Origin of the sequence: Pseudomonas sp. GOM7, assembly GCF_026723825.1 — a bacterium.
Classification (GTDB): Bacteria; Pseudomonadota; Gammaproteobacteria; order Pseudomonadales; family Pseudomonadaceae; genus Aquipseudomonas.
The window spans coordinates 1,170,082-1,187,921 of sequence record NZ_CP113519.1; the positions used below are offsets into that span (position 1 = coordinate 1,170,082).

The following is a 17,840-nucleotide window of genomic DNA, read 5'->3' on the forward strand; positions in this document are numbered from 1 at the left end:
CCTGATTCCTCAGTGCTGGAACTAGCGCTAGAGTGCTGCCCTCCCATGCTTGTGGATATTTCCCCCATGACCTTCGCTGCCTGGCTGACCCTCGGCCTGTTCGTGCTCACCTATCTCGGCATGGCTGCCGGAGGCATCCGTGGCTTGCGTGTCGACCGTAGCTGGATCGCCTGCAGTGCCGCCGTGCTGCTGCTGGTCAGCGGCGCGCTGAGCATGCCGGAGGCTGCGCAGCACCTCGACCCCGGCGCGCTGTTGCTGCTGCTGGCGCTGATGCTGGTGTCCGCGCAGTTCGATTTCTCCGGCGTCTATGCCTGGCTCAATCGCTACCTCACCCGGCACGCCACGCGCCCGACCCTGTTGCTGGCCGGCGTGGTGCTGCTAGGCGGTCTGCTCTCGGCGATTCTGGTCAACGATATCGTCGCCTTCGCCCTGACCCCGCTGCTCTGCCGCAGCCTGCAGCAACGTGGGTTGGAGCCGCGGCCCTTCCTGCTGGCGCTGGCCTTGTCGTGCAATGCCGGCTCCGCCGCCAGCCTGATCGGCAACCCGCAGAACATCCTTATCGGTCAGGCCGGCGGCCTGGATTTCTGGGGCTACGTGGCCGTGGCCGGCCCGCCCGCGCTGGCCGCCATGGTCATCGTCCATGGGGTGATCTGGCTGCAGTGGCGGCGGCGCTGGGGGCAAGCCAAGCCCCTGACGGCGAGCGACATGCCGGTGGAGCAGGTCTATGGCGCGCACAGTTACCTCAAGCCGCTGCTGGCCAGCCTGGCCCTGCTGGCCCTGTTCGCCACCAGCATGCCGCGCGAGTTGTCGGCATTGCTGGTGGCGGTGCTGGTGATGGTGTCACGCCGAGTGGACAGCCGTGACTACGTGCACAAGGTGGACTGGAACCTGCTGCTGTTGTTCGTCGGCCTGTTCCTGGTCAGTGGCGCGGCGCTGCAACTGCCGCAGCTTGCCCAGGGGGCGGCGTGGCTGGCCGAACATGGCCTGTTGCCGCAGGGCGTGTGGTCGCTGGCCAGTGCTTCGTTGGTGGCGAGCAACCTGATCGGCAACGTGCCGTTCGTGGTGTTGCTGCTGGGGTTGATGCCGGAGCTGTCGCATTCGGTGCTGATCGGCCTGGCCGTGATGTCCACCCTGGCGGGCAACCTGCTGCTGATCGGCAGCGTGGTCAACCTGATCGTCGCCGAGGGGGCCAAGCGCCACGGCGTCAGCCTGGGCTTCGTCGACTATGCGCGCAGTGGCGTGCCAGTGACTTTGCTGAGCATGGCGCTGGCTGGGCTGTGGCTCGGGCTGGGTGGCTGGCTAGCCTGGTAGGCGTTCACCCGGGATGCCCGTCCACCCGCGCCTGGCACAGCATCGGCGCATAGCGCAGAGCGAACAGGGCGAAGGCCAGGCCCCAGCAGAGCGCCGCCAGCCATAACCAGCCGCCACCTGCTACGACCCGAATCAGCGCGCCCAGGTTGACCAGGGCGAAGGCCCAGGCCATGGCCTGGGGCGGCTGCAGGGCGCGCCCGGTATGGCCGAGGCTGACCCGCGCCATCATCGCCAGGATCAGCCCGCCCATCGCGCCCACCGCCAAGGCATGGCTGGCCAGGCTGGATTGCGCCAGCCAGCCCAGGTGCCAGGCGGCCATGCCCAGGGTGGCGAGCAGCAGCCAGGCATAGGCCAGATGCAGCGACCACAGCAGCGGCACGCGCCAGATGCCGGGCAGGTGCCAGCGCCACAGGCGCAGGCCGTGCAGCACCGCCAGCAGCATGAAGGGGATGGCCAGCCAGGGTCGGGGTTGCAGGTTGTGCCCGCTGGCGAACGCCGCTGCGACCAGCACACCACAGACCAGCAGCAGACGATCCAGCCAGGGATGGGCGGCGAAGGCTTCGACCCGGCCCAGGCCGCGCTGGGTGAAGAAGGGGATCACCCGCCCGCCGATCAGGCTCAGCAGCACGCCGATCAGCCACAACGCGGCCAGGGCGCCCCTGCGTTGCAGGCTGTCGTCGCCCTGCGCCAGACCGGTGAGAGTGAGCGTCTGGCACAGGGCGAGCAGGCTCAGCACCAGCAGGATGGGGTAGTTGTTGCGTTGTCGCGCAGCGATCAACTGGCGCGCCATCTGCACGATGAACAGGCCGACAAAGGCCAGTTGCAGGACGATCAGCAGGGCCAGCGGTACGGGGACGAACCAGGCCAGGCGCGCCGCCAGCCACAGCCCGCAGAGCAGTATCAAGGGGCGCCCGCTCAGGCCCGGACGGCCCGTCCAGTTCTGCACGGCGGTGAGCAGGAAGCCAGCGATGATCGCCAGACCGAAGCCGAAGGGCATCTCGTGGCGGTGCCAGGCCAGCATGCCACCGGGCACCGCTGGGCTCGCCAGCCCCTGCAGCACCGCCGCCCAGAGGGCGACGGCGAGCCCGGCGAACAGGGCGCCGGCGAGGAAGAACGGGCGAAAGCCCAGGCGCCAGAGCGGGGGGATGGCCAGTACCCGTTTGCGATCAAGCAATTGCATGCGCGCATGCCTCGTCTTTCAGGCGTTGCTGCGCGACCAGGCGCAGCACGTAGCCGATCTTCAAGATGCTGGGGCCGAGCAGCGTCAGACTGTGCGCCAGTACCAGCGTCGGCACGTTCAACTGCTTCTCCAGGCCATAGGCCGCGACCAGTCCCGCCAGCAGCAGGATCAGGCCGCCCCACAGCAACTGGCTGGACAAGTGCAGAATCTGCAGCGGTGGAAGATTCAGTGGGTACATGGTTCACCTCCTCATCGTTCAGCTATCCAGAGCCGAGGCCGGGCCGAAGAACTCGTAGCGGCTTTGTTCGGCGGGCACGCCCAGCGCCTGCAGGTGACGCTTGACCTGGGCCATAAAGGGTTTCGGGCCGAGGAAGTAGGCGTCCAGGTCGCGCTCGGCTGGCAGCCAGCGTTCCAGCAGATCGCGGCTGAGCAGGCCCGTGGCATCGGCCTGATCGGCCTCGTGCGGTTCGCTGTAGCAGACGTAATGACGAATCTGCGGGTGCGCGGCGGCCTGGGCCGCGACCCAATCGCGGAAAGCATGCACCTGGGCATTGCGTGCGCAGTGGATGAAGTGGATCGGTCGGCCGCTGTGTCGCGCCGCGTCGAGCATGGCCAGTGCCGGGGTGATGCCGACGCCAGCGCTGATCAACGCCAGTGGCTTGTTCGATTCGCTCAGGGTGAATTCGCCAGCCGGCGGGAACAGCTCCAGCTCGTCACCGACCTGCACCTCGTCATGCAAGTGATTGGACACCCGGCCACCGGGCTCGCGCTTGACGCTGATACGGTATTCGCGGCCGTTGGCCAGGGCCGACAGCGAATAGTTGCGGCGCACCTCCTCGCCATCCAGCAGCAGGCGTAGGCCGATGTACTGGCCGGGCTGATGGGCGAGCAGTGCGCCACCGTCCACCGGCTGCAGGTACAGGGACAGAATCTCGGCGCTTTCGCTCACCTTGCGCGCCACCCGGAAGGCCCGGGCGCCGCGCCAACCACCGGGCGCGGCAGCATTCTCGGCATACTGGCGCTCTTCGGCGCCGATGAGGATATCAGCCAGTTGCTGATAGGCCACGGCCCAGGCATCGATCACCGCGTCGGTGGCGATCTCGGCACCCAGCACTTCGCGAATCGCCCGCAGCAGGCAGGCGCCGACAATGGGGTAATGTTCGGGAAGAATCTGCAGCGATACGTGCTTGTTGACGATCTGCGCCACCAGCGGGCCGAGGGCCTCGAGGCGGTCGATATGCCTGGCATACATCAGTACGCCGTTAGCCAGCGCGCGCGGCTGGTCACCACTGGCCTGGTGCGCCTGGTTGAACAGCGGGCGTACCTCGGGGTACTCGCTGAGCATGATGCGATAGAAATGGGTGGTCAGCGTTTCGCCGCCGCTTTCCAGCAGGGGGACGGTGGCTTTGATCAGGTCGCGTTGAGCGTCGGTCAGCATTTGGGTTTCTCCGCAAGGCAAAATAAAAGGCGCCGGGGTGGCTCGTCTGGCCAGTTGTGGCGTGCTAGCGTTAGCGCGAGATACCTATCAGTAAGCGTGCCATTTAATTAGTCCTTAAATATCAATGGCTTAATTGTTTTGTTGTATTAATGACTCGTCTTGATTCTGGGTCATAAAGACAATGAGTAGTCGAAATGACCGCTAATCCGTTGTTGCAGACCCTGATCCCTCTGGTGGCTGATCTGTCCCGTGAGCTGGACGATGGTGAGCGCTATCGGCGCCTGCTTGCCGCTTTGCGCCAGTTGTTCCCTTGCGATGCCGTGGCCCTGCTGCGCCTCGATGGCGAGATGCTGGTGCCCTTGGCGGTCGAGGGGCTGAGCGCCGACACCCTGGGACGCCGCTTCAGGGTCAGCGAGCATCCACGTCTGGCGGCGCTGTTGGAGCATGCCGGGCCGACTCGCTTCGCCGCCGACTGCGGGCTGCCCGACCCCTACGACGGCCTGGTCGAGGGGCTGCATGGCCATCTGGAGGTGCACGATTGCCTGGGTTGCCCGCTGTATCTGGACGAGCAGCTCTGGGGCCTGCTGACCCTGGATTCGCTCGACCCGGCGCGCTTCGGCCAGGTCGATCTGGATGGGCTGGAGGCCTTCGCTAGCCTGGCCGCTGCCACGGTCAAGGTGAGCGAGCGTATCAGTGGTCTGGCGCGGCGGGTGGAGGCCGAGCGCCAGCTCAATGCGCTGTACCAGCAGGCCCGCCAGCAACCGCGCGAGCTGGTGGGACAGAGCGCGGCGCTGCGCAAGCTGCAGGGCGAAATCCGTTTGGTTGGCGACAGCCCGCTGACCGTGCTGATCACTGGCGAGACCGGCGTGGGCAAGGAACTGGTGGCCGAGGCCATCCACGCTGCGTCGCCGCGTGCGCAGCGGCCTTTGGTCAGCCTCAACTGCGCGGCGTTGCCGGATGCCCTGGTGGAGAGCGAGCTGTTCGGCCATGTGCGTGGCGCCTTTTCCGGGGCCATGAGCGAGCGCAGCGGCAAGTTCGAGCTGGCCGACGGCGGCAGCCTATTCCTCGACGAGGTGGGCGAGCTGCCGCTGGCGGTGCAGGCCAAGCTGTTGCGCGTGCTGCAGAGCGGCCAGTTGCAGCGGGTCGGCTCGGATCGCGAGCACCGCGTCGATGTGCGGGTGATCGCCGCCACCAACCGCGACCTGGCAGCCGAGGTGCGCGCCGGGCGCTTCCGTGCCGACCTCTATCACCGCCTCAGCGTCTACCCGTTGCCGGTGCCGCCATTGCGCGAACGGGGGCGCGATGTGCTGCTGCTGGCGGGGTATTTCCTCGAAGAGAATCGCGCCCGCCTCGGGCTGCGCAGCCTGCGCCTGAGTGCGGAGGCGCAGAAGGCGCTGCTGGGCCATGACTGGCCGGGCAACGTGCGTGAGTTGGAGCACCTGATCGGCCGCGCGGCGATCAAGGCATTGGCGCGCCATGACGAGCGTCCGCGCATTCTCAGCCTCGATGTGCAGGATCTGGACTTGCCGGCTGGCGAGGCGAGCACTGCTGTCGAGGCGGTTTTGGATTCCGATGAGCCCGTGCCGGCTGGCATGGAGCTACGCCCGGCGGTGGATGCCTTCCAGCGCCGCTTGATCGAGCAGTGCCTGGCGCGCCACCAGGGCAAATGGGCCGACGCCGCGCGCGAGCTGGGGGTGGATCGCGCCAACCTCAGCCGCTTGGCCAGGCGACTGGGCGTTCGGTAGGGTGCGCCGTGCGCACCGGATCTATCGGCGTTGGCAGGTGGTGCGCGCAGCGCACCCTACGCGGGAACACCAGGTGCGTAGCCCGGATGCAATCCGGGGCCCGCAATTCCCGGATTTCATCCGGGCTACAACTGGAACACCAGCGCCTTGAGGCCGCTCTCGGGCGAGATATCGGGAAACTCCGGCGGGTTGTCCAGGCGCTCGACGAAGCGCAACTGCGGCGCCTCGGCGGCCATGCCATCGACAAGAAAGCCCGGGCCGATATCCGGGTCATTGACGCAGGCCAGCACCGTGCCGTGCTCGCTGAGCAGCTCGGGCAGGCGCCGGAGAATCTTGGCGTAGTCCTGGGTGAGGGCGAAGCTGCCTTTCTGGAAGCTTGGCGGGTCGATGATCACCAGGTCATAAGGCCCACTCTTGCGCACCTTACCCCAGGACTTGAACAGCTCGTGGCCGAGAAACTCCACCCGGCCCAGGTCATGGCCGTTCAGGCGATGGTTCTCACGCCCTCGCGACAGTGCGGCGCGGGCCATATCCAGATTGACCACCCGCTCGGCACCGCCAGCGATGGCCGCCACGGAGAAACCGCAGGTATAGGCGAACAGGTTGAGCACGCGCTTGCCGGCGGCCTGCTGGCGCACCCACTGGCGGCCCAGGCGCATGTCGAGGAACAGACCGCTGTTCTGCTTGCTGCCCAGGTCGAGCAGGTAGTGCAGGCCGTCCTCGATGATCGGCCATTGCGTCTGCGCCTCGCCGGCCAGCCATTCGCTTTCGCTACCCTGCACATAACGGTGCTGCAGCAGCAGGCCACGGGCGCCGCTGGCCTGCCATTGCGGCGTCTGCAGTAGTTCCATCAGCAGCGGTCGCAGCGCTGGCGACGGCTCGCGAAACAGCATCACCAGAACGATGCCGGACAGCCAGTCGACGGTGATCTGCTCCAGAGCCGGCCAGCAGCGACCACGGCCATGAAACAGGCGGCGCGTCTCGCTGCCAGGGTGGTTTTCCAGCGCTTGTAGCAGGTGCTCGCGCAGGGTGACGAGGGCGGCGTCAGTCATCGCGGGTCAGCACTTCCAGCAGCTCGATCTCGAAGGTCAGGTCGGAATTGGGTGGAATCGAGCCCACGCTGTGTTCGCCATAACCGAGGTGCGCCGGCACCTGCAGCTTGCGCTTGCCGCCCACCTGCATGCCCATCAGGCCCTGATCCCAACCCTTGATCACCCGGCCGGTGCCGATCACGCACTGGAAGGGTTTGCCACGCGAGAAGGACGAGTCGAACTCCGTGCCGTCGGCCAGCCAGCCACGGTACTGGGTGGTGATCAGGGCACCCTTGACCACGGCCTTGCCGTCGCCCGGTTGCAGGTCTTCGATGATCAGTTGGTCAGTCATGTCGGGTTCCGTGTCGGTTATGGGCGGCCTGGAGGATGCGCTGCGCAGGCACGCGCAACTGGGTCAGCAGGTAGTCGGCGAAGGCTGGGTCATAGTCTTGCAGGGCGATGGCGCCGGCCATGCAGTCCAGCCAGGCTTGGGCGAGGGCGGCGTCCACCGGCCACTGGGCATGGAAGGCGGGGATGCTGATGCTGCCGTACTTCTCGGCGAACAGGCGCGGCCCGCCCAACCAGCCGCTCAAGAAGCACGCCAGCTTGTCGCGGGCGGCGCTCAGGTCGGCCGGGTGTAGCGCGCGCAGAGCGGCGGCCTCGGGGCGCTCGTCCATTAGCCGGTAGAAGTCGTCGACCAGCCGGCGCAGGCCATCGATGCCGCCAGCGGCCTGGTAGGAGGCATCGAGAGTGCCGTAGGGAGGGGTGTCGCTCATCGAGCCATCGTCCGGAAAAGGCGCCATTGTAACCGCTGGCGTAGAATGGCCGACCAGTTTGGTTCGAGGTAATGGGCAACTGCAGAGGCCGTTTCTCCCCTCTCCCATTTATGGGAGAGGGGCCGGGGGAGAGGGAGAAAAAATCACACCCTCTCCCCAGCCCTCTCCCGCAAGCGGGAGAGGGGGCAGGCCGTGCTTGTCTGAAACGATGATGACGCAACCCCAGCAAGGCTTCGTGCTCAGCCGCCATTGGCGCGACACACCGGAGGGCACCGAAGTGGCCTTCTGGCTGGCCACCGATGCCGGCCCGCGCCAGGTGCGCCTGCCGCCTCAGGAGTCGGTGGCCTTTATCCCCGCCGAGCAGCGCGCCTGGGCCGAACCGTTGCTGCGTAATGAGAAGGGTGTCGAGCTGCGCGAGCTTGGGTTGCGCGACTTCAAGCGCCGCCCGGTGCTGGGGCTGTACTGCCGCCAGTACCGTCAGTTGCTGCAGTTGGAGAAGAAGCTGCGCCAGGTCGGCGTCGACGTCTTTGAGGCCGATATCCGCCCGCCGGATCGCTACCTGATGGAGCGTTTCATCACCGCAACGGTGGCCTTCGAGGGCGTCGAACAGCAGGACGGCAGCCTGTCATGCAAGTCGCTCAAACCCGCCGCCGATTACCGCCCGGTGCTGCGCCTGGTGTCGCTGGATATCGAGACCAGCGCCCGTGGCGAGCTGTATTCCATCGCCCTGGAGGGCTGCGGCCAGCGCCAGGTGTACATGCTCGGCCCGGCCAATGGTGACGCCAGCGCCGTCGACTTCGACCTGGAGTACTGCGACAGCCGCAAGGCGCTGCTGGAGCGCCTGAATGCCTGGCTGGCTCAGTATGATCCCGATGCCGTCATCGGCTGGAACCTGGTGCAGTTCGACCTGCGCGTGCTGCGCGATCACGCCGAGCAGTTCAAGGTGCCGCTGCTGCTGGGGCGGGGTGGCGACGTGATGGGCTGGCGCCAGCACAACAGCAGCCAGCACTACTTCGCCGAGGCAGCCGGGCGGCTGATCATCGACGGCATCGAGGCGCTGCGTTCGGCCACCTGGAGTTTCTCCTCGTTCAGCCTCGAATCGGTAGCGCAGACCCTGCTCGGCGAGGGCAAGGCCATCGACACGCCCTATGCACGGATGGACGAGATCCAGCGCATGTTCGATGAGGACAAGCCGGCGCTGGCCCGCTACAACCTCAAGGACTGCGAGCTGGTCACGCGCATCTTCGCCCACACCGATCTGCTCGCCTTCCTCCTGGAGCGCTCCAGCGTCACCGGCCTGGCCGCTGACCGCAGCGGCGGCTCGGTGGCGGCTTTCACCCACCTGTACCTGCCGCCCATGCACCGCCTGGGCTTCGTCGCGCCCAATCTTGGCGACATTCGTGGCGAGAACAGCCCCGGCGGCTTCGTCATGGATTCGCGCCCTGGCCTCTACGACTCGGTGCTGGTGCTGGACTACAAGAGCCTGTACCCCTCGATCATCCGCAGCTTTCTGATCGACCCAGTAGGGCTGGTGGAAGGCTTGCACCAGCCAGATGATGAACACTCGGTGGAAGGTTTTCGCGGCGCACGCTTCTCCCGCACCCAGCATTGCCTGCCGGCCATCGTCGAGCGCGTCTGGCAGGGGCGCGAGGCGGCCAAGCGTGAAGGCAACCAGCCGCTTTCGCAGGCGTTGAAAATCATCATGAACGCCTTCTACGGCGTGCTCGGCTCCAGCGGCTGCCGCTTCTTCGACCCGCGCCTGGCCTCGTCCATCACCCTGCGCGGGCACCAGATCATGAAGCGCACCCGCGAGCTGATCGAGGCCGAAGGCCATGCGGTGATCTATGGCGATACCGATTCCACCTTCGTCTGGCTTGGCCGCGCCCATGACGAGGAGGAGGCGACGCGCATCGGTCGTGCGCTGGTAGCCCGTGTGAACGCCTGGTGGCGCGAGCATCTGCAAAGTGAGTACGGCCTGAACAGCGCCCTGGAACTGCAGTTCGAGACTCACTACCGGCGCTTTCTCATGCCCACCATTCGCGGCACCGAGGAGGGCAGCAAGAAGCGCTATGCCGGCCTGGTACGCACCGTCGATGGCAGCGAGCGCATGGTGTTCAAGGGCCTGGAGACGGTACGCACCGACTGGTCGCCACTGGCGCAGCGCTTCCAGCAGGAGCTGTACCGCCTGGTATTTGCCGGCCAGCCCTACGAGGACTATGTGCGCGACTACGTGAAGCGCACCCTGGCCGGCGAGCTGGACGAACTGCTGGTGTACCGCAAGCGTTTGCGCCGGCGCCTCGACGACTACCAACGCAATGTGCCGCCGCATGTGCGCGCCGCGCGCCTGGCCGACGAGCACAACCAGCGTCTGGGCCGGCCGCTGCAATACCAGCGCGGCGGCTGGATCAGCTACCTGATCACCACGGCCGGGCCGCAACCGCTGGAGCGCCTGCTGTCGCCGCTGGACTACGAGCACTACATCAGCCGCCAGCTCAAGCCGGTGGCCGATGCCATCCTGCCCTTCGTCGGGGGGGATTTCGAGCGTTTGCTGGATGGGCAGTTGGGGTTGTTCTGAGGGCTTATAGGCACTTCTGAAAGCGTGAACAGACTTGATAGCGGAGTGGCAGGTTTATGTTGTCGTTTCGGATGCTTGTTCCGAATTGCCGCGTTTTTGCTGATGTCTTTGGTTTCGCCCTCCCGGGCGAGTCACTTTTGCAGGGCAAAAGTAACCAAAAACCTCCGCCCTTTCATCCGGCCCTCGCTGCGCGAGGGTTCGCTCACTCCATCGCCGTTCCAGAGGCCCGCCGCGGTGGGCCATCCCTGGCCCATCGCGGCTCTCGCGGCATCCATGCCGCTCAACCTCTTCCACGGCGATTCCGTTCGCCCTCCTGGGCGGGCTCTGCACGCGCCTGAACGCGAGGTAACCCAGAATTAGCGTGGAGTGCTTGAACATTGGGGGTGAGCCCTATTTGTAGGCGCCCTCATGCGCCGCGTTGGCGGCGCAACTGGTCTTCGTACTGCGCCCGATACAACCTGGCAAAACCATGTAGCACCGGCATCACCGCCGCCCAGATCACCGCCAGCAGGGCCAGGGTCGGCCAGGTGCCCAGGGGCAGGCTGACGTCGGCGAGCTGCGCGCCGCCGTAGTAGGACAGCGGCGCACCGAGGGCGCCGAGCAGGCTGCCGCGCCACCAGGGTTGCGCCGTCCAGGCCAGGCAGTGGTTGAGGGTGGTCGCCAGCAGCAGCCAGAGCAGGGCCAGCCACAGCGGAATCAACTGGCGTGGCTCACCGAAGTCGAATACCCCGAGGTTGAGCAGAAAGCTGTCCAGCGCGCTGCCGGCGAGGAACACGCTGAGCAGCAGCTTGCCTTCCGCCGCCCAGCTACTTACCCACAGCAGGTGCACCGCCAACACCCCGGCCACCACCAGCAGCCAGAGGCCGTCACCGCCCAGCACGCAGGCGAGCCAGCCAAGCTGGAAGAGAAGGGCGTTGGCGATCAGTTTAGGCATCGAGGTTTCCTAGAAGGGGAGCAGGCCGCGCCGAGGGTTTGGCCAGCAGCAGTTGGGCGGTGCCAATGGTGCGTTCGAGGAAGCCCCCTTCGCAATAGCACAGGTAGAACTCCCACAGCCGGTAGAAATAATCGTCGTAACCCAGTTGCTCGAGGCGATGCCGCGCCTGGCGCAGGTTGTCGTGCCAGATACGCAGGGTGCGCGCGTAGTGCAGGCCGAAGTCTTCCATGTGGTGCAGGTTGAGGTCGGTATGCCGGCTGACCACGTCGAGCATCTTGTGCATCGACGGCAGCGCGCCGCCGGGGAAGATGTAGCGCTGGATGAAGTCGACGCTGCGCCGCGCCTGTTCGTAGCGCTGGTCGCGGATGGTGATGGCCTGCAGCAGCATCAGCCCATCGGGCTTGAGCAAGCGCGCGCACTGGGCGAAGTAGGTGGGCAGGAAGTGATGGCCGACGGCTTCGATCATTTCGATGGACACCAGTTTGTCGTACTGGCCGCTCAGGTCGCGGTAGTCCTCCAGCAGCAGGGTGATGCGATCTTCCAGGCCCAGCTCGCGAATGCGCTGCTGGGTATGGGCGTACTGTTCGCGTGACAGGGTGGTGGTGGTCACCCGGCAGCCGTAGCGGGTCGCGGCGTGGATGGCCATGCTGCCCCAGCCGGTGCCGATCTCCAGCAGGTGGTCGCTGCGCTTGAGATCGAGCTTCTGGCAGATGCGTTCGAGCTTGTTCAGCTGGGCCTGTAGCAGACTCTCGTCGTCGCTGCGGAACATCGCCGCCGAGTACATCATGGTGGGGTCGAGGAACTGCTCGAACAGCTCGTTGCCCAGGTCGTAGTGCGCGGCGATGTTGCGCCGCGAGCCGCTGCGGGTATTGCGGTTGAGCCAGTGCAGGCCCTGGATCAGCGGGCGCCCCAGGCGCGCCAGACCGCCCTCCATGGCATCGAGCACGTCGAGGTTGGCGACGAAGATGCGGATCACCGCGGTCAGATCCGGGGTGCTCCAGTAGCCGTGAATATAGGCCTCGCCCGAGCCGATCGAGCCGTTGCCGGCCACCAGACCCCAGACGGCCGGGTCGTGCACGTCGATCTCGGCGCGCAGACGCGCCTGCGGGTCGCCGAAGTGCAGGCTGTCGCCGGCTTCGTGGATGATCAGCAGGCCGTGGCGCAGATTCTGCAACTGGCGCAGTACGGCGCGGCGCAGCAGGCTGGCACCGATGCCGTTGCCGCTGCGCACCAGGTTCTTCGCGGAGTTCAGGCTAGAGCTTTTCATGGGGCATGTCCTTCGCTTGTGGGCGGGCGACGCGGAAGCTGCCTTCTGCGGGCCGGTGGTCAAAAATCGGGATGCGCTTGAGCAGCAGGCGCAGGGCCTGCCAATAGATGGCCAGCAGGGTCTTGCCGGCCATCCAGGGAAAACTCAGCAGATAGCGATGCAGGCTGGCGCGGGTCAGGGGTTGACGCTGCAAGGCCAGGTTGGCGTCGAACACCTTGGTGTCGCCCTGCCAGTCGGCCATGTGCACGCCCAGGCGCTCGCCCACTGGGCTGAGGCTCATGCGGTACTGCAGCTCGCGCGGCAGGAAGGGCGAGACGTGAAAGGCCTTGTCCACGCTGAAGCGCTGGCGCCCTTCGCCACTGGCCGGCAGCACGTAGTGATAACGCTCGCGCCAGGGCGTGTTGCTGACTTCGCAGAGCACCGCCATCAGCCGTTGTTCGGCGTCGTGGCAGTAGAAGAGGCTCACCGGGTTGAAGGCCAGGCCCCAGCTACGCGGCTGCGTCAGCACGCAGATGCGCCCCTGCGGGCGGATGCCGAGGGCCGCTTGCACGCGGTCGCGCACCGCCTCGTGCAAAGGCGTGCCCTGGCGTGTGGCCTCGGGCAGATAGTCGCTTTCGCGGAAGGCGAAGGGCGCCCAGCGACCGGCGCCGGCCAGACGCGACAGGGCGAACAGTTGCGCCTGTTCGCTCAGATCCAGATACAGCAGGCCCATGCGATAGCGGAAGGCATGCTTGCGCGGGGCGAAGCGACGGTGCTGCACCCAGCCGTTGTACAGGGCGCTGATCACCAGCTTTCCCCCAGCTCGCGGGCCACGCGCAGGGCGCTGACCACGCCATCCTCGTGGAAGCCATTGGCCCAGTAGGCGCCGCAGAAGTAGCTGTGCTGCGCACCGGCCAGTTCCTGCCAGCGTGCCTGCGCGGCGATGCCGGCCAGGCTGTACTGCGGGTGGGCGTACTGGAAGCGGCCGAGGATCTGGCGCGGGTCGATGGTGGCGGTCTGGTTGAGGCTGACGCAGAAGGTGGTTTCGCTGTCGATGCCCTGCAGGATGTTCATGTCGTAGGTCACGGCGGCTGGATGTTCGCTGGGGCCGCCGAGGCGATAGTTCCAGCTGGCCCAGGCCAGGGGGCGTTTGGGTAGCAGGCGGGTGTCGGTGTGCAGCACCACGTCGTTGTTGGCATAGGGCAGGGCGCCGAGGATGTCCCGTTCGGCCTGGCTGGGCTGGGCCAGCAGGGCCAGGGCCTGGTCGCTGTGGCAGGCGAACACCACCTTGTCGAAGCGTTCGCTACCGGCGGCGTTGTGCAGGGTCACACCGTCGGCGTCGCGCTCGACGCGCAGCACCGGGCAGTTGAGGCGGATACGCTCGGCGAAACTGGCGGTCAGCGGTGCCACGTAGCTGCGCGAGCCCCCTTCGATCACGTGCCATTGCGGGCGATCGCTCACCGACAGCAGGCCGTGGTTCTTGAAGAAGCGCACGAAGAACTGCAGCGGGAAGGCCAGCATGTCCACCAGCGACATCGACCAGATCGCCGCACCCATGGGCACGATGTAGTGCTCGATGAAGCGCCGGCCGTAACCGTTGCGGGTTAGGTAGTCACCCAGGGTCATGTCGGCGGCGATGCGGCCCTGGTCGAGGTCGTCCAGGGCCTTGCGGTTGAAGCGCAGGATGTCACGCACCATGCCCCAGAAGGCCGGCGATAGCAGGTTGCTGCGTTGGGCGAAGAGGGTATTGAGGTCGTGGCCGTTGTATTCCGTGCCGGTCACTGGGTCGCTGACCGAGAAACTCATCTCGGTGGGCTTGAAGGCCACGCCCAGCTCGTTCAGCAGGCGGATGAAGTTGGGGTAGGTCCAGTCATTGAAGACGATGAAGCCGGTGTCGATGGCGTAGGCGCGGCCATTCACCTCCACATCCACGGTATGGGTGTGGCCGCCGATCCAGTCACTGGCCTCGAACACCTGAATGTCATGGTTGCGCTGGAGCAGGTAGGCGCAGGTCAGGCCGGCGATGCCGCTGCCGACGATGGCGATTTTCATTGAGCGTCCTCGTTACGCGCCAGGCGCCGGCCGATGGCCAGTTGCAGGCGGCTGGGCAGGCTGCCGAGCAGTTTCAGTACGGCGATGAAGGGGGTGGGGAAGGCGATTTCGTGCGGGCGCTTGTCCAGGCGTTCGGCGATGTAGCGCGCGGCGCGCTCCACCGGCCAGCGCATGGGCATGGGGAAGTCGTTCTTCTGCGTCAGCGGCGTGTCGACGAAACCAGGGCTGACCAGGGTAACGTCGATGCCTTCGGCGGCCAGGTCTATGCGCAGGCTCTGCAGCAGGTAGCGCATGGCCGCCTTGGAGGCGCCATAGGCTTCGGAGCGCGGCAACGGCAGGTAGGTCACCGAGCTGCCAACACCGACCAGATGCGGACGTTGCCCCTCACGCAACAGGGGCAGTGCCGCCTCGATGCAATGGCTGGCGGAGAACAGGTTGGCGCTGACCACACGCTCGATCATCGCTGCCTCGAACTGGCGCACCTCGACGTATTCGCAGGTGCCGGCGTTGAGGATGGCGCAGTCCAGCGCACCCCAGGCCTGGGCGATGCGCTGGCCGATGGCGCGCACCTGCTCGGCATCGGTGAGATCCCCCGGTGCCACCAGAACCTGCTCGCCATAGCGTGCGGCCAGGGCCTGCAGCGGGCCGACGCTGCGCGCGCTGAGTGCGACTCGGTGGCCGGCGCGCAGTAGTTCTTCCGCCAGCGCCGCGCCGATGCCACTGCTGGCGCCGGTGAGCCAGATGCGTTTCATGCCAACCTCCGCTTCAGCCAGGCGATGACCCTGCCCATCAGGGGCAGGTGTTCGTAGAGCAGGGCACCGGCGTCGAAGTAGTCGCGGTGCTGGTAGACCTTGTCGCGCCAGCGCAGGTGCGAGCAGCCCTCCACGGCGATCTCGGCACCGCCGCGCAGGCGCGGATGGCGGTAGCGCATGGTCCAGCGCAGGTAGCCCTCGCCTTCGGCGACCTGATCGAAGCCGTGGAACTCGAACTGCAGGGCCTCGACATTGGCGTACAGCTCGGCGAAGTAGCGGCGCACGGCGCTCAGCCCATGCACCTCATGCAGTGGGTCGCGAAACGACACGTCATCGCTGTACAGCTCGCCGAGCAGGTCGAGGTTGTCCTTGTTCAGCGTAGCGAAGCGCTGGCCGAACTGGCGGAGAAAGTCGCTCATGCCAGGGCCTCTTCGCTGCCGGCCAGGTTCTTGAAGGCCGCCAGGGCGCGTTGCCGTGAGCGGGCCATGTCGACTATCGGACGCGGGTAGCCGGCCGGAGCGAACAGGCCGCCGAGTGCGGACGGGTCATGGATGTCGCGCTTGTTCAGGCCTGCCAGTTCCGGCACCCATTGGCGGATGAAGTGACCGTCCGGGTCGAATTTCTGCGACTGGCTGATGGGGTTGAAGATGCGGAAGTAGGGCGCGGCGTCGGTGCCGGTGGAGGCGCTCCACTGCCAGCCGCCATTGTTCGCCGCCAGGTCGCCGTCGATCAGCTGGCGCATGAAGAAGCGTTCGCCTGCGCGCCAGTCGATCAGCAGGTTCTTGGTCAGGAACATGGCGACGATCATGCGCAGGCGGTTGTGCATCCAGCCGGTTTCGCGCAACTGGCGCATGGCCGCGTCGATGATCGGCAGGCCGGTGCGCCCCTCCTGCCAGGCCGCCAGTTCCTCGGGCGCCTGACGCCAGGACACGGCTTCGGTCTCCAGGCGGAAGGCACGATGCATCGACACGCGCGGGTAGCCCACCAGGATGTGCTTGTAGAACTCGCGCCAGAGCAGCTCGTTGATCCAGGTGACGACGCCGGGGTTGCCGCTGTCGAATTCGCCTTTATTGGCCGCCAGCGCCGCATGCAGACACTGGCGTGGCGACAGCACGCCAGCGGCCAGGTAGGGAGATAGCTGGCTGGTGCCGGGCTTGGCGGGAAAATCGCGCTCGTCCTGGTAGTAGGCGACCTGCTCGTCGGCGAAGCGCGCCAGGCGTTGCTGGGCGACCTGTTCGCCGGCTGGCCAGAGGCTGCGTAGCAGATCACTGGGCGTGGCGAAACCTTCCACGGCAGTGGGCACCGGGTCGGCCGGCAGCGGCAGGGGCGCCTGCGGCCTGGGCGTGGGCTGCACGGCTGGGAGGCTCGCATGCAGGTGCTCGTAGCAGACCCGGCGGAACTGGCTGTAGACCTGGAAGTAGCCACCCGAGCGGGTCAGCACGCTACCGGGGCGGAAGAAGATCTGGTCGAGGTGGCTGTACCAGTCGATGGCCTGCTGGGCGAGATAGGCCGCGACGGTTCGATCACGCTGGCTTTCGTTGACGCCATATTCCTCGTTGACGTGCACGGCGCAGACCTCGTGCGCATGGCACAGCTCGGCGATTACCGCCGGGGCTGCCTGCCAGTCGTCGCAGCGGCGTATCAGCAGTGGCACGCCGAGGGCCGCCAGTGCCTGGCTTAGCTGAGCCAGGTTGCGCAGCCAGAAATCCACCTTGCACGGGGCGTCGTCATGGCGCTGCCATTGCCCAGGGGTGATCAGGTATAAGGCGATGCTCGGCCCGGCGCCCATGGCCTGGTTCAGGGCGCTGTTGTCCTGCACGCGCAGGTCGCTGCGAAACCAGATCAGTCGGCGCATGACGGAACCTCCTGAGGGCCTAGCAGGCCACTGCTGCAAAGCCAGGCGTGGGCCGCCAGCGGGTCGCTGGCCGAATTCAGCGCGACCAGGGCATCGCGATGGATATGGGTAGCGGGGCCGGCAATCAGCAGCGGTACTGGAGATTGCTCGGCCAGACGTGGCAACTGACGGTGCACCAGGCTGCCGTCGAGCGCCTGTTCGGCATACAGCAGCAGGGCGCGTGGAACCATCTGCTCCAGCACGCCGAGCAGCTCGTTGGGCGGCACCGGCCAGTCGAAGACTTCCACCGGGCAATCGCTGGCGCTGATCAGCCAGGCGCTGAGCCAGAGCCCGGGCTCCATCGGTGCGTCGCCGATGTTGACCAGCAGCAGCGGCGCTCCGTTGGCCTGCCGGTTGCTGTGGTAGACGCGGGTAGCCAGCTTGCTGCGCAGCCAGGAGAAGAAGAACACCTGTTCGGCGCGGTTGCCGAACTGGCCCTGCCAACGCAGGCGCAAATCCCCCAACAGGGGCCAGAGCAACTGCGCGGCCAGGGTGGCCGCCGGGTATAACGCCAGGCTGGCATTGAAGCGCTCGTCCAGGCGGCGTTCGTTGAACTGGACGATGCAGGTCAGCAGTTCGTTGCGCAGGCGCGACCAGTTGTCGGTGTTCGTCGGTTGCGGCACCTGCTCGTGGTCGAGCAGCGACTTGACCTGGCCCACGGCCACGCCTCTGGCCAGCCAGGCGAGGATGGCCTGGATGCGCGTGACGTTGGCGGGTGAGTAGAGGCGGTGGCCCTTGGGGGTGCGGTAGGGCACGATCAGGCCATAGCGGCGTTCCCAGGCACGCAGGGTCACGGCATTGACGCCGGTGCTGCGTGCCACTTCGCGAATCGGCAGGTAGCCCTCGTCGAGGGCCTGACGATAGTCGTTGCCGGTTTCGTGATCGACCAGGGTATCGGTATTCATC

At 66.5% G+C, this 17,840-nt stretch carries 17 protein-coding genes; 3 read left to right on the forward strand and 14 right to left on the reverse strand.

Annotation, left to right across the window (positions count from 1 at the left end):
• Nucleotides 1–66 precede the first annotated feature (66 nt).
• Nucleotides 67–1,311, forward strand: a complete 1,245-nt coding sequence (locus OU800_RS05305; protein WP_268181759.1) for an SLC13 family permease — start codon at nucleotides 67–69, stop codon at nucleotides 1,309–1,311.
• A gap of 4 nt (nucleotides 1,312–1,315) precedes the next feature.
• Here OU800_RS05305 and OU800_RS05310 read toward each other — a convergent pair whose 3' ends face one another.
• From OU800_RS05310 to hmpA, 3 genes are read right to left on the reverse strand one after another with little or no spacing between them, the layout of a single operon-like run.
• Complete coding sequence (locus tag OU800_RS05310; RefSeq protein ID WP_268181761.1) at nucleotides 1,316–2,491, reverse strand: NnrS family protein; 1,176 nt, start codon at nucleotides 2,489–2,491, stop codon at nucleotides 1,316–1,318.
• Nucleotides 2,478–2,729 (reverse strand): transmembrane sensor/regulator PpyR, encoded by a 252-nt coding sequence (locus tag OU800_RS05315; RefSeq protein WP_268181763.1) that lies wholly within the window; start codon nucleotides 2,727–2,729, stop codon nucleotides 2,478–2,480. Before OU800_RS05315 ends, OU800_RS05310 begins: the two co-directional genes overlap by 14 nt.
• Nucleotides 2,730–2,747: 18 nt before the next feature.
• Nucleotides 2,748–3,929, reverse strand: coding sequence for an NO-inducible flavohemoprotein (hmpA, locus tag OU800_RS05320; RefSeq protein WP_268181764.1), 1,182 nt, complete (start codon nucleotides 3,927–3,929; stop codon nucleotides 2,748–2,750).
• 194 nt (nucleotides 3,930–4,123) lie between these two features.
• On the opposite strand from hmpA, the gene norR reads away from it, so the two are divergent.
• Nucleotides 4,124–5,674, forward strand: coding sequence for a nitric oxide reductase transcriptional regulator NorR (gene norR, locus OU800_RS05325; protein WP_268181766.1), 1,551 nt, complete (start codon nucleotides 4,124–4,126; stop codon nucleotides 5,672–5,674).
• Between the two features lie 125 nt (nucleotides 5,675–5,799).
• Here norR and OU800_RS05330 read toward each other — a convergent pair whose 3' ends face one another.
• From OU800_RS05330 to OU800_RS05340, 3 genes are read right to left on the reverse strand one after another with little or no spacing between them, the layout of a single operon-like run.
• Nucleotides 5,800–6,726, reverse strand: a complete 927-nt coding sequence (locus OU800_RS05330) for a class I SAM-dependent methyltransferase (RefSeq protein WP_268181767.1) — start codon at nucleotides 6,724–6,726, stop codon at nucleotides 5,800–5,802.
• Nucleotides 6,719–7,057 (reverse strand): FKBP-type peptidyl-prolyl cis-trans isomerase, encoded by a 339-nt coding sequence (locus OU800_RS05335; protein WP_268181769.1) that lies wholly within the window; start codon nucleotides 7,055–7,057, stop codon nucleotides 6,719–6,721. The genes OU800_RS05330 and OU800_RS05335 overlap by 8 nt, the downstream gene beginning before the upstream one ends.
• Complete coding sequence (locus tag OU800_RS05340; protein ID WP_268181771.1) at nucleotides 7,050–7,481, reverse strand: group II truncated hemoglobin; 432 nt, start codon at nucleotides 7,479–7,481, stop codon at nucleotides 7,050–7,052. The genes OU800_RS05335 and OU800_RS05340 overlap by 8 nt, the downstream gene beginning before the upstream one ends.
• Nucleotides 7,482–7,692: 211 nt before the next feature.
• On the opposite strand from OU800_RS05340, the gene OU800_RS05345 reads away from it, so the two are divergent.
• On the forward strand, nucleotides 7,693–10,056 hold the full coding sequence (locus tag OU800_RS05345) for a DNA polymerase II (RefSeq protein ID WP_268181773.1): 2,364 nt from the start codon (nucleotides 7,693–7,695) through the stop codon (nucleotides 10,054–10,056).
• Between the two features lie 406 nt (nucleotides 10,057–10,462).
• Here OU800_RS05345 and OU800_RS05350 read toward each other — a convergent pair whose 3' ends face one another.
• Genes OU800_RS05350 through OU800_RS05385 form a run of 8 tightly spaced genes read right to left on the reverse strand, consistent with a single transcriptional unit; the run spans nucleotide 10,463 to nucleotide 17,839 of the window.
• On the reverse strand, nucleotides 10,463–10,990 hold the full coding sequence (locus OU800_RS05350; protein WP_268181775.1) for a DUF2878 domain-containing protein: 528 nt from the start codon (nucleotides 10,988–10,990) through the stop codon (nucleotides 10,463–10,465).
• Entirely contained in the window at nucleotides 10,983–12,257 is a 1,275-nt protein-coding gene (locus tag OU800_RS05355) for an SAM-dependent methyltransferase (RefSeq protein ID WP_268181776.1), read from the reverse strand. Before OU800_RS05355 ends, OU800_RS05350 begins: the two co-directional genes overlap by 8 nt.
• Nucleotides 12,244–13,044 (reverse strand): DUF1365 domain-containing protein, encoded by an 801-nt coding sequence (locus tag OU800_RS05360; RefSeq protein WP_268181778.1) that lies wholly within the window; start codon nucleotides 13,042–13,044, stop codon nucleotides 12,244–12,246. The genes OU800_RS05355 and OU800_RS05360 overlap by 14 nt, the downstream gene beginning before the upstream one ends.
• Entirely contained in the window at nucleotides 13,041–14,288 is a 1,248-nt protein-coding gene (locus OU800_RS05365) for an NAD(P)/FAD-dependent oxidoreductase (protein ID WP_268181780.1), read from the reverse strand. Before OU800_RS05365 ends, OU800_RS05360 begins: the two co-directional genes overlap by 4 nt.
• Nucleotides 14,285–15,040: an SDR family NAD(P)-dependent oxidoreductase gene (locus OU800_RS05370; protein ID WP_268181782.1), complete on the reverse strand. Its 756-nt coding sequence runs from the start codon at nucleotides 15,038–15,040 to the stop codon at nucleotides 14,285–14,287. Before OU800_RS05370 ends, OU800_RS05365 begins: the two co-directional genes overlap by 4 nt.
• Nucleotides 15,037–15,459: a nuclear transport factor 2 family protein gene (locus tag OU800_RS05375; protein ID WP_268181784.1), complete on the reverse strand. Its 423-nt coding sequence runs from the start codon at nucleotides 15,457–15,459 to the stop codon at nucleotides 15,037–15,039. Before OU800_RS05375 ends, OU800_RS05370 begins: the two co-directional genes overlap by 4 nt.
• Entirely contained in the window at nucleotides 15,456–16,895 is a 1,440-nt protein-coding gene (gene phrB, locus OU800_RS05380) for a deoxyribodipyrimidine photo-lyase (RefSeq protein ID WP_268181786.1), read from the reverse strand. The genes OU800_RS05375 and phrB overlap by 4 nt, the downstream gene beginning before the upstream one ends.
• Entirely contained in the window at nucleotides 16,883–17,839 is a 957-nt protein-coding gene (locus tag OU800_RS05385) for a MerR family transcriptional regulator (RefSeq protein WP_268181788.1), read from the reverse strand. The genes phrB and OU800_RS05385 overlap by 13 nt, the downstream gene beginning before the upstream one ends.
• Nucleotide 17,840 lies beyond the last annotated feature (1 nt).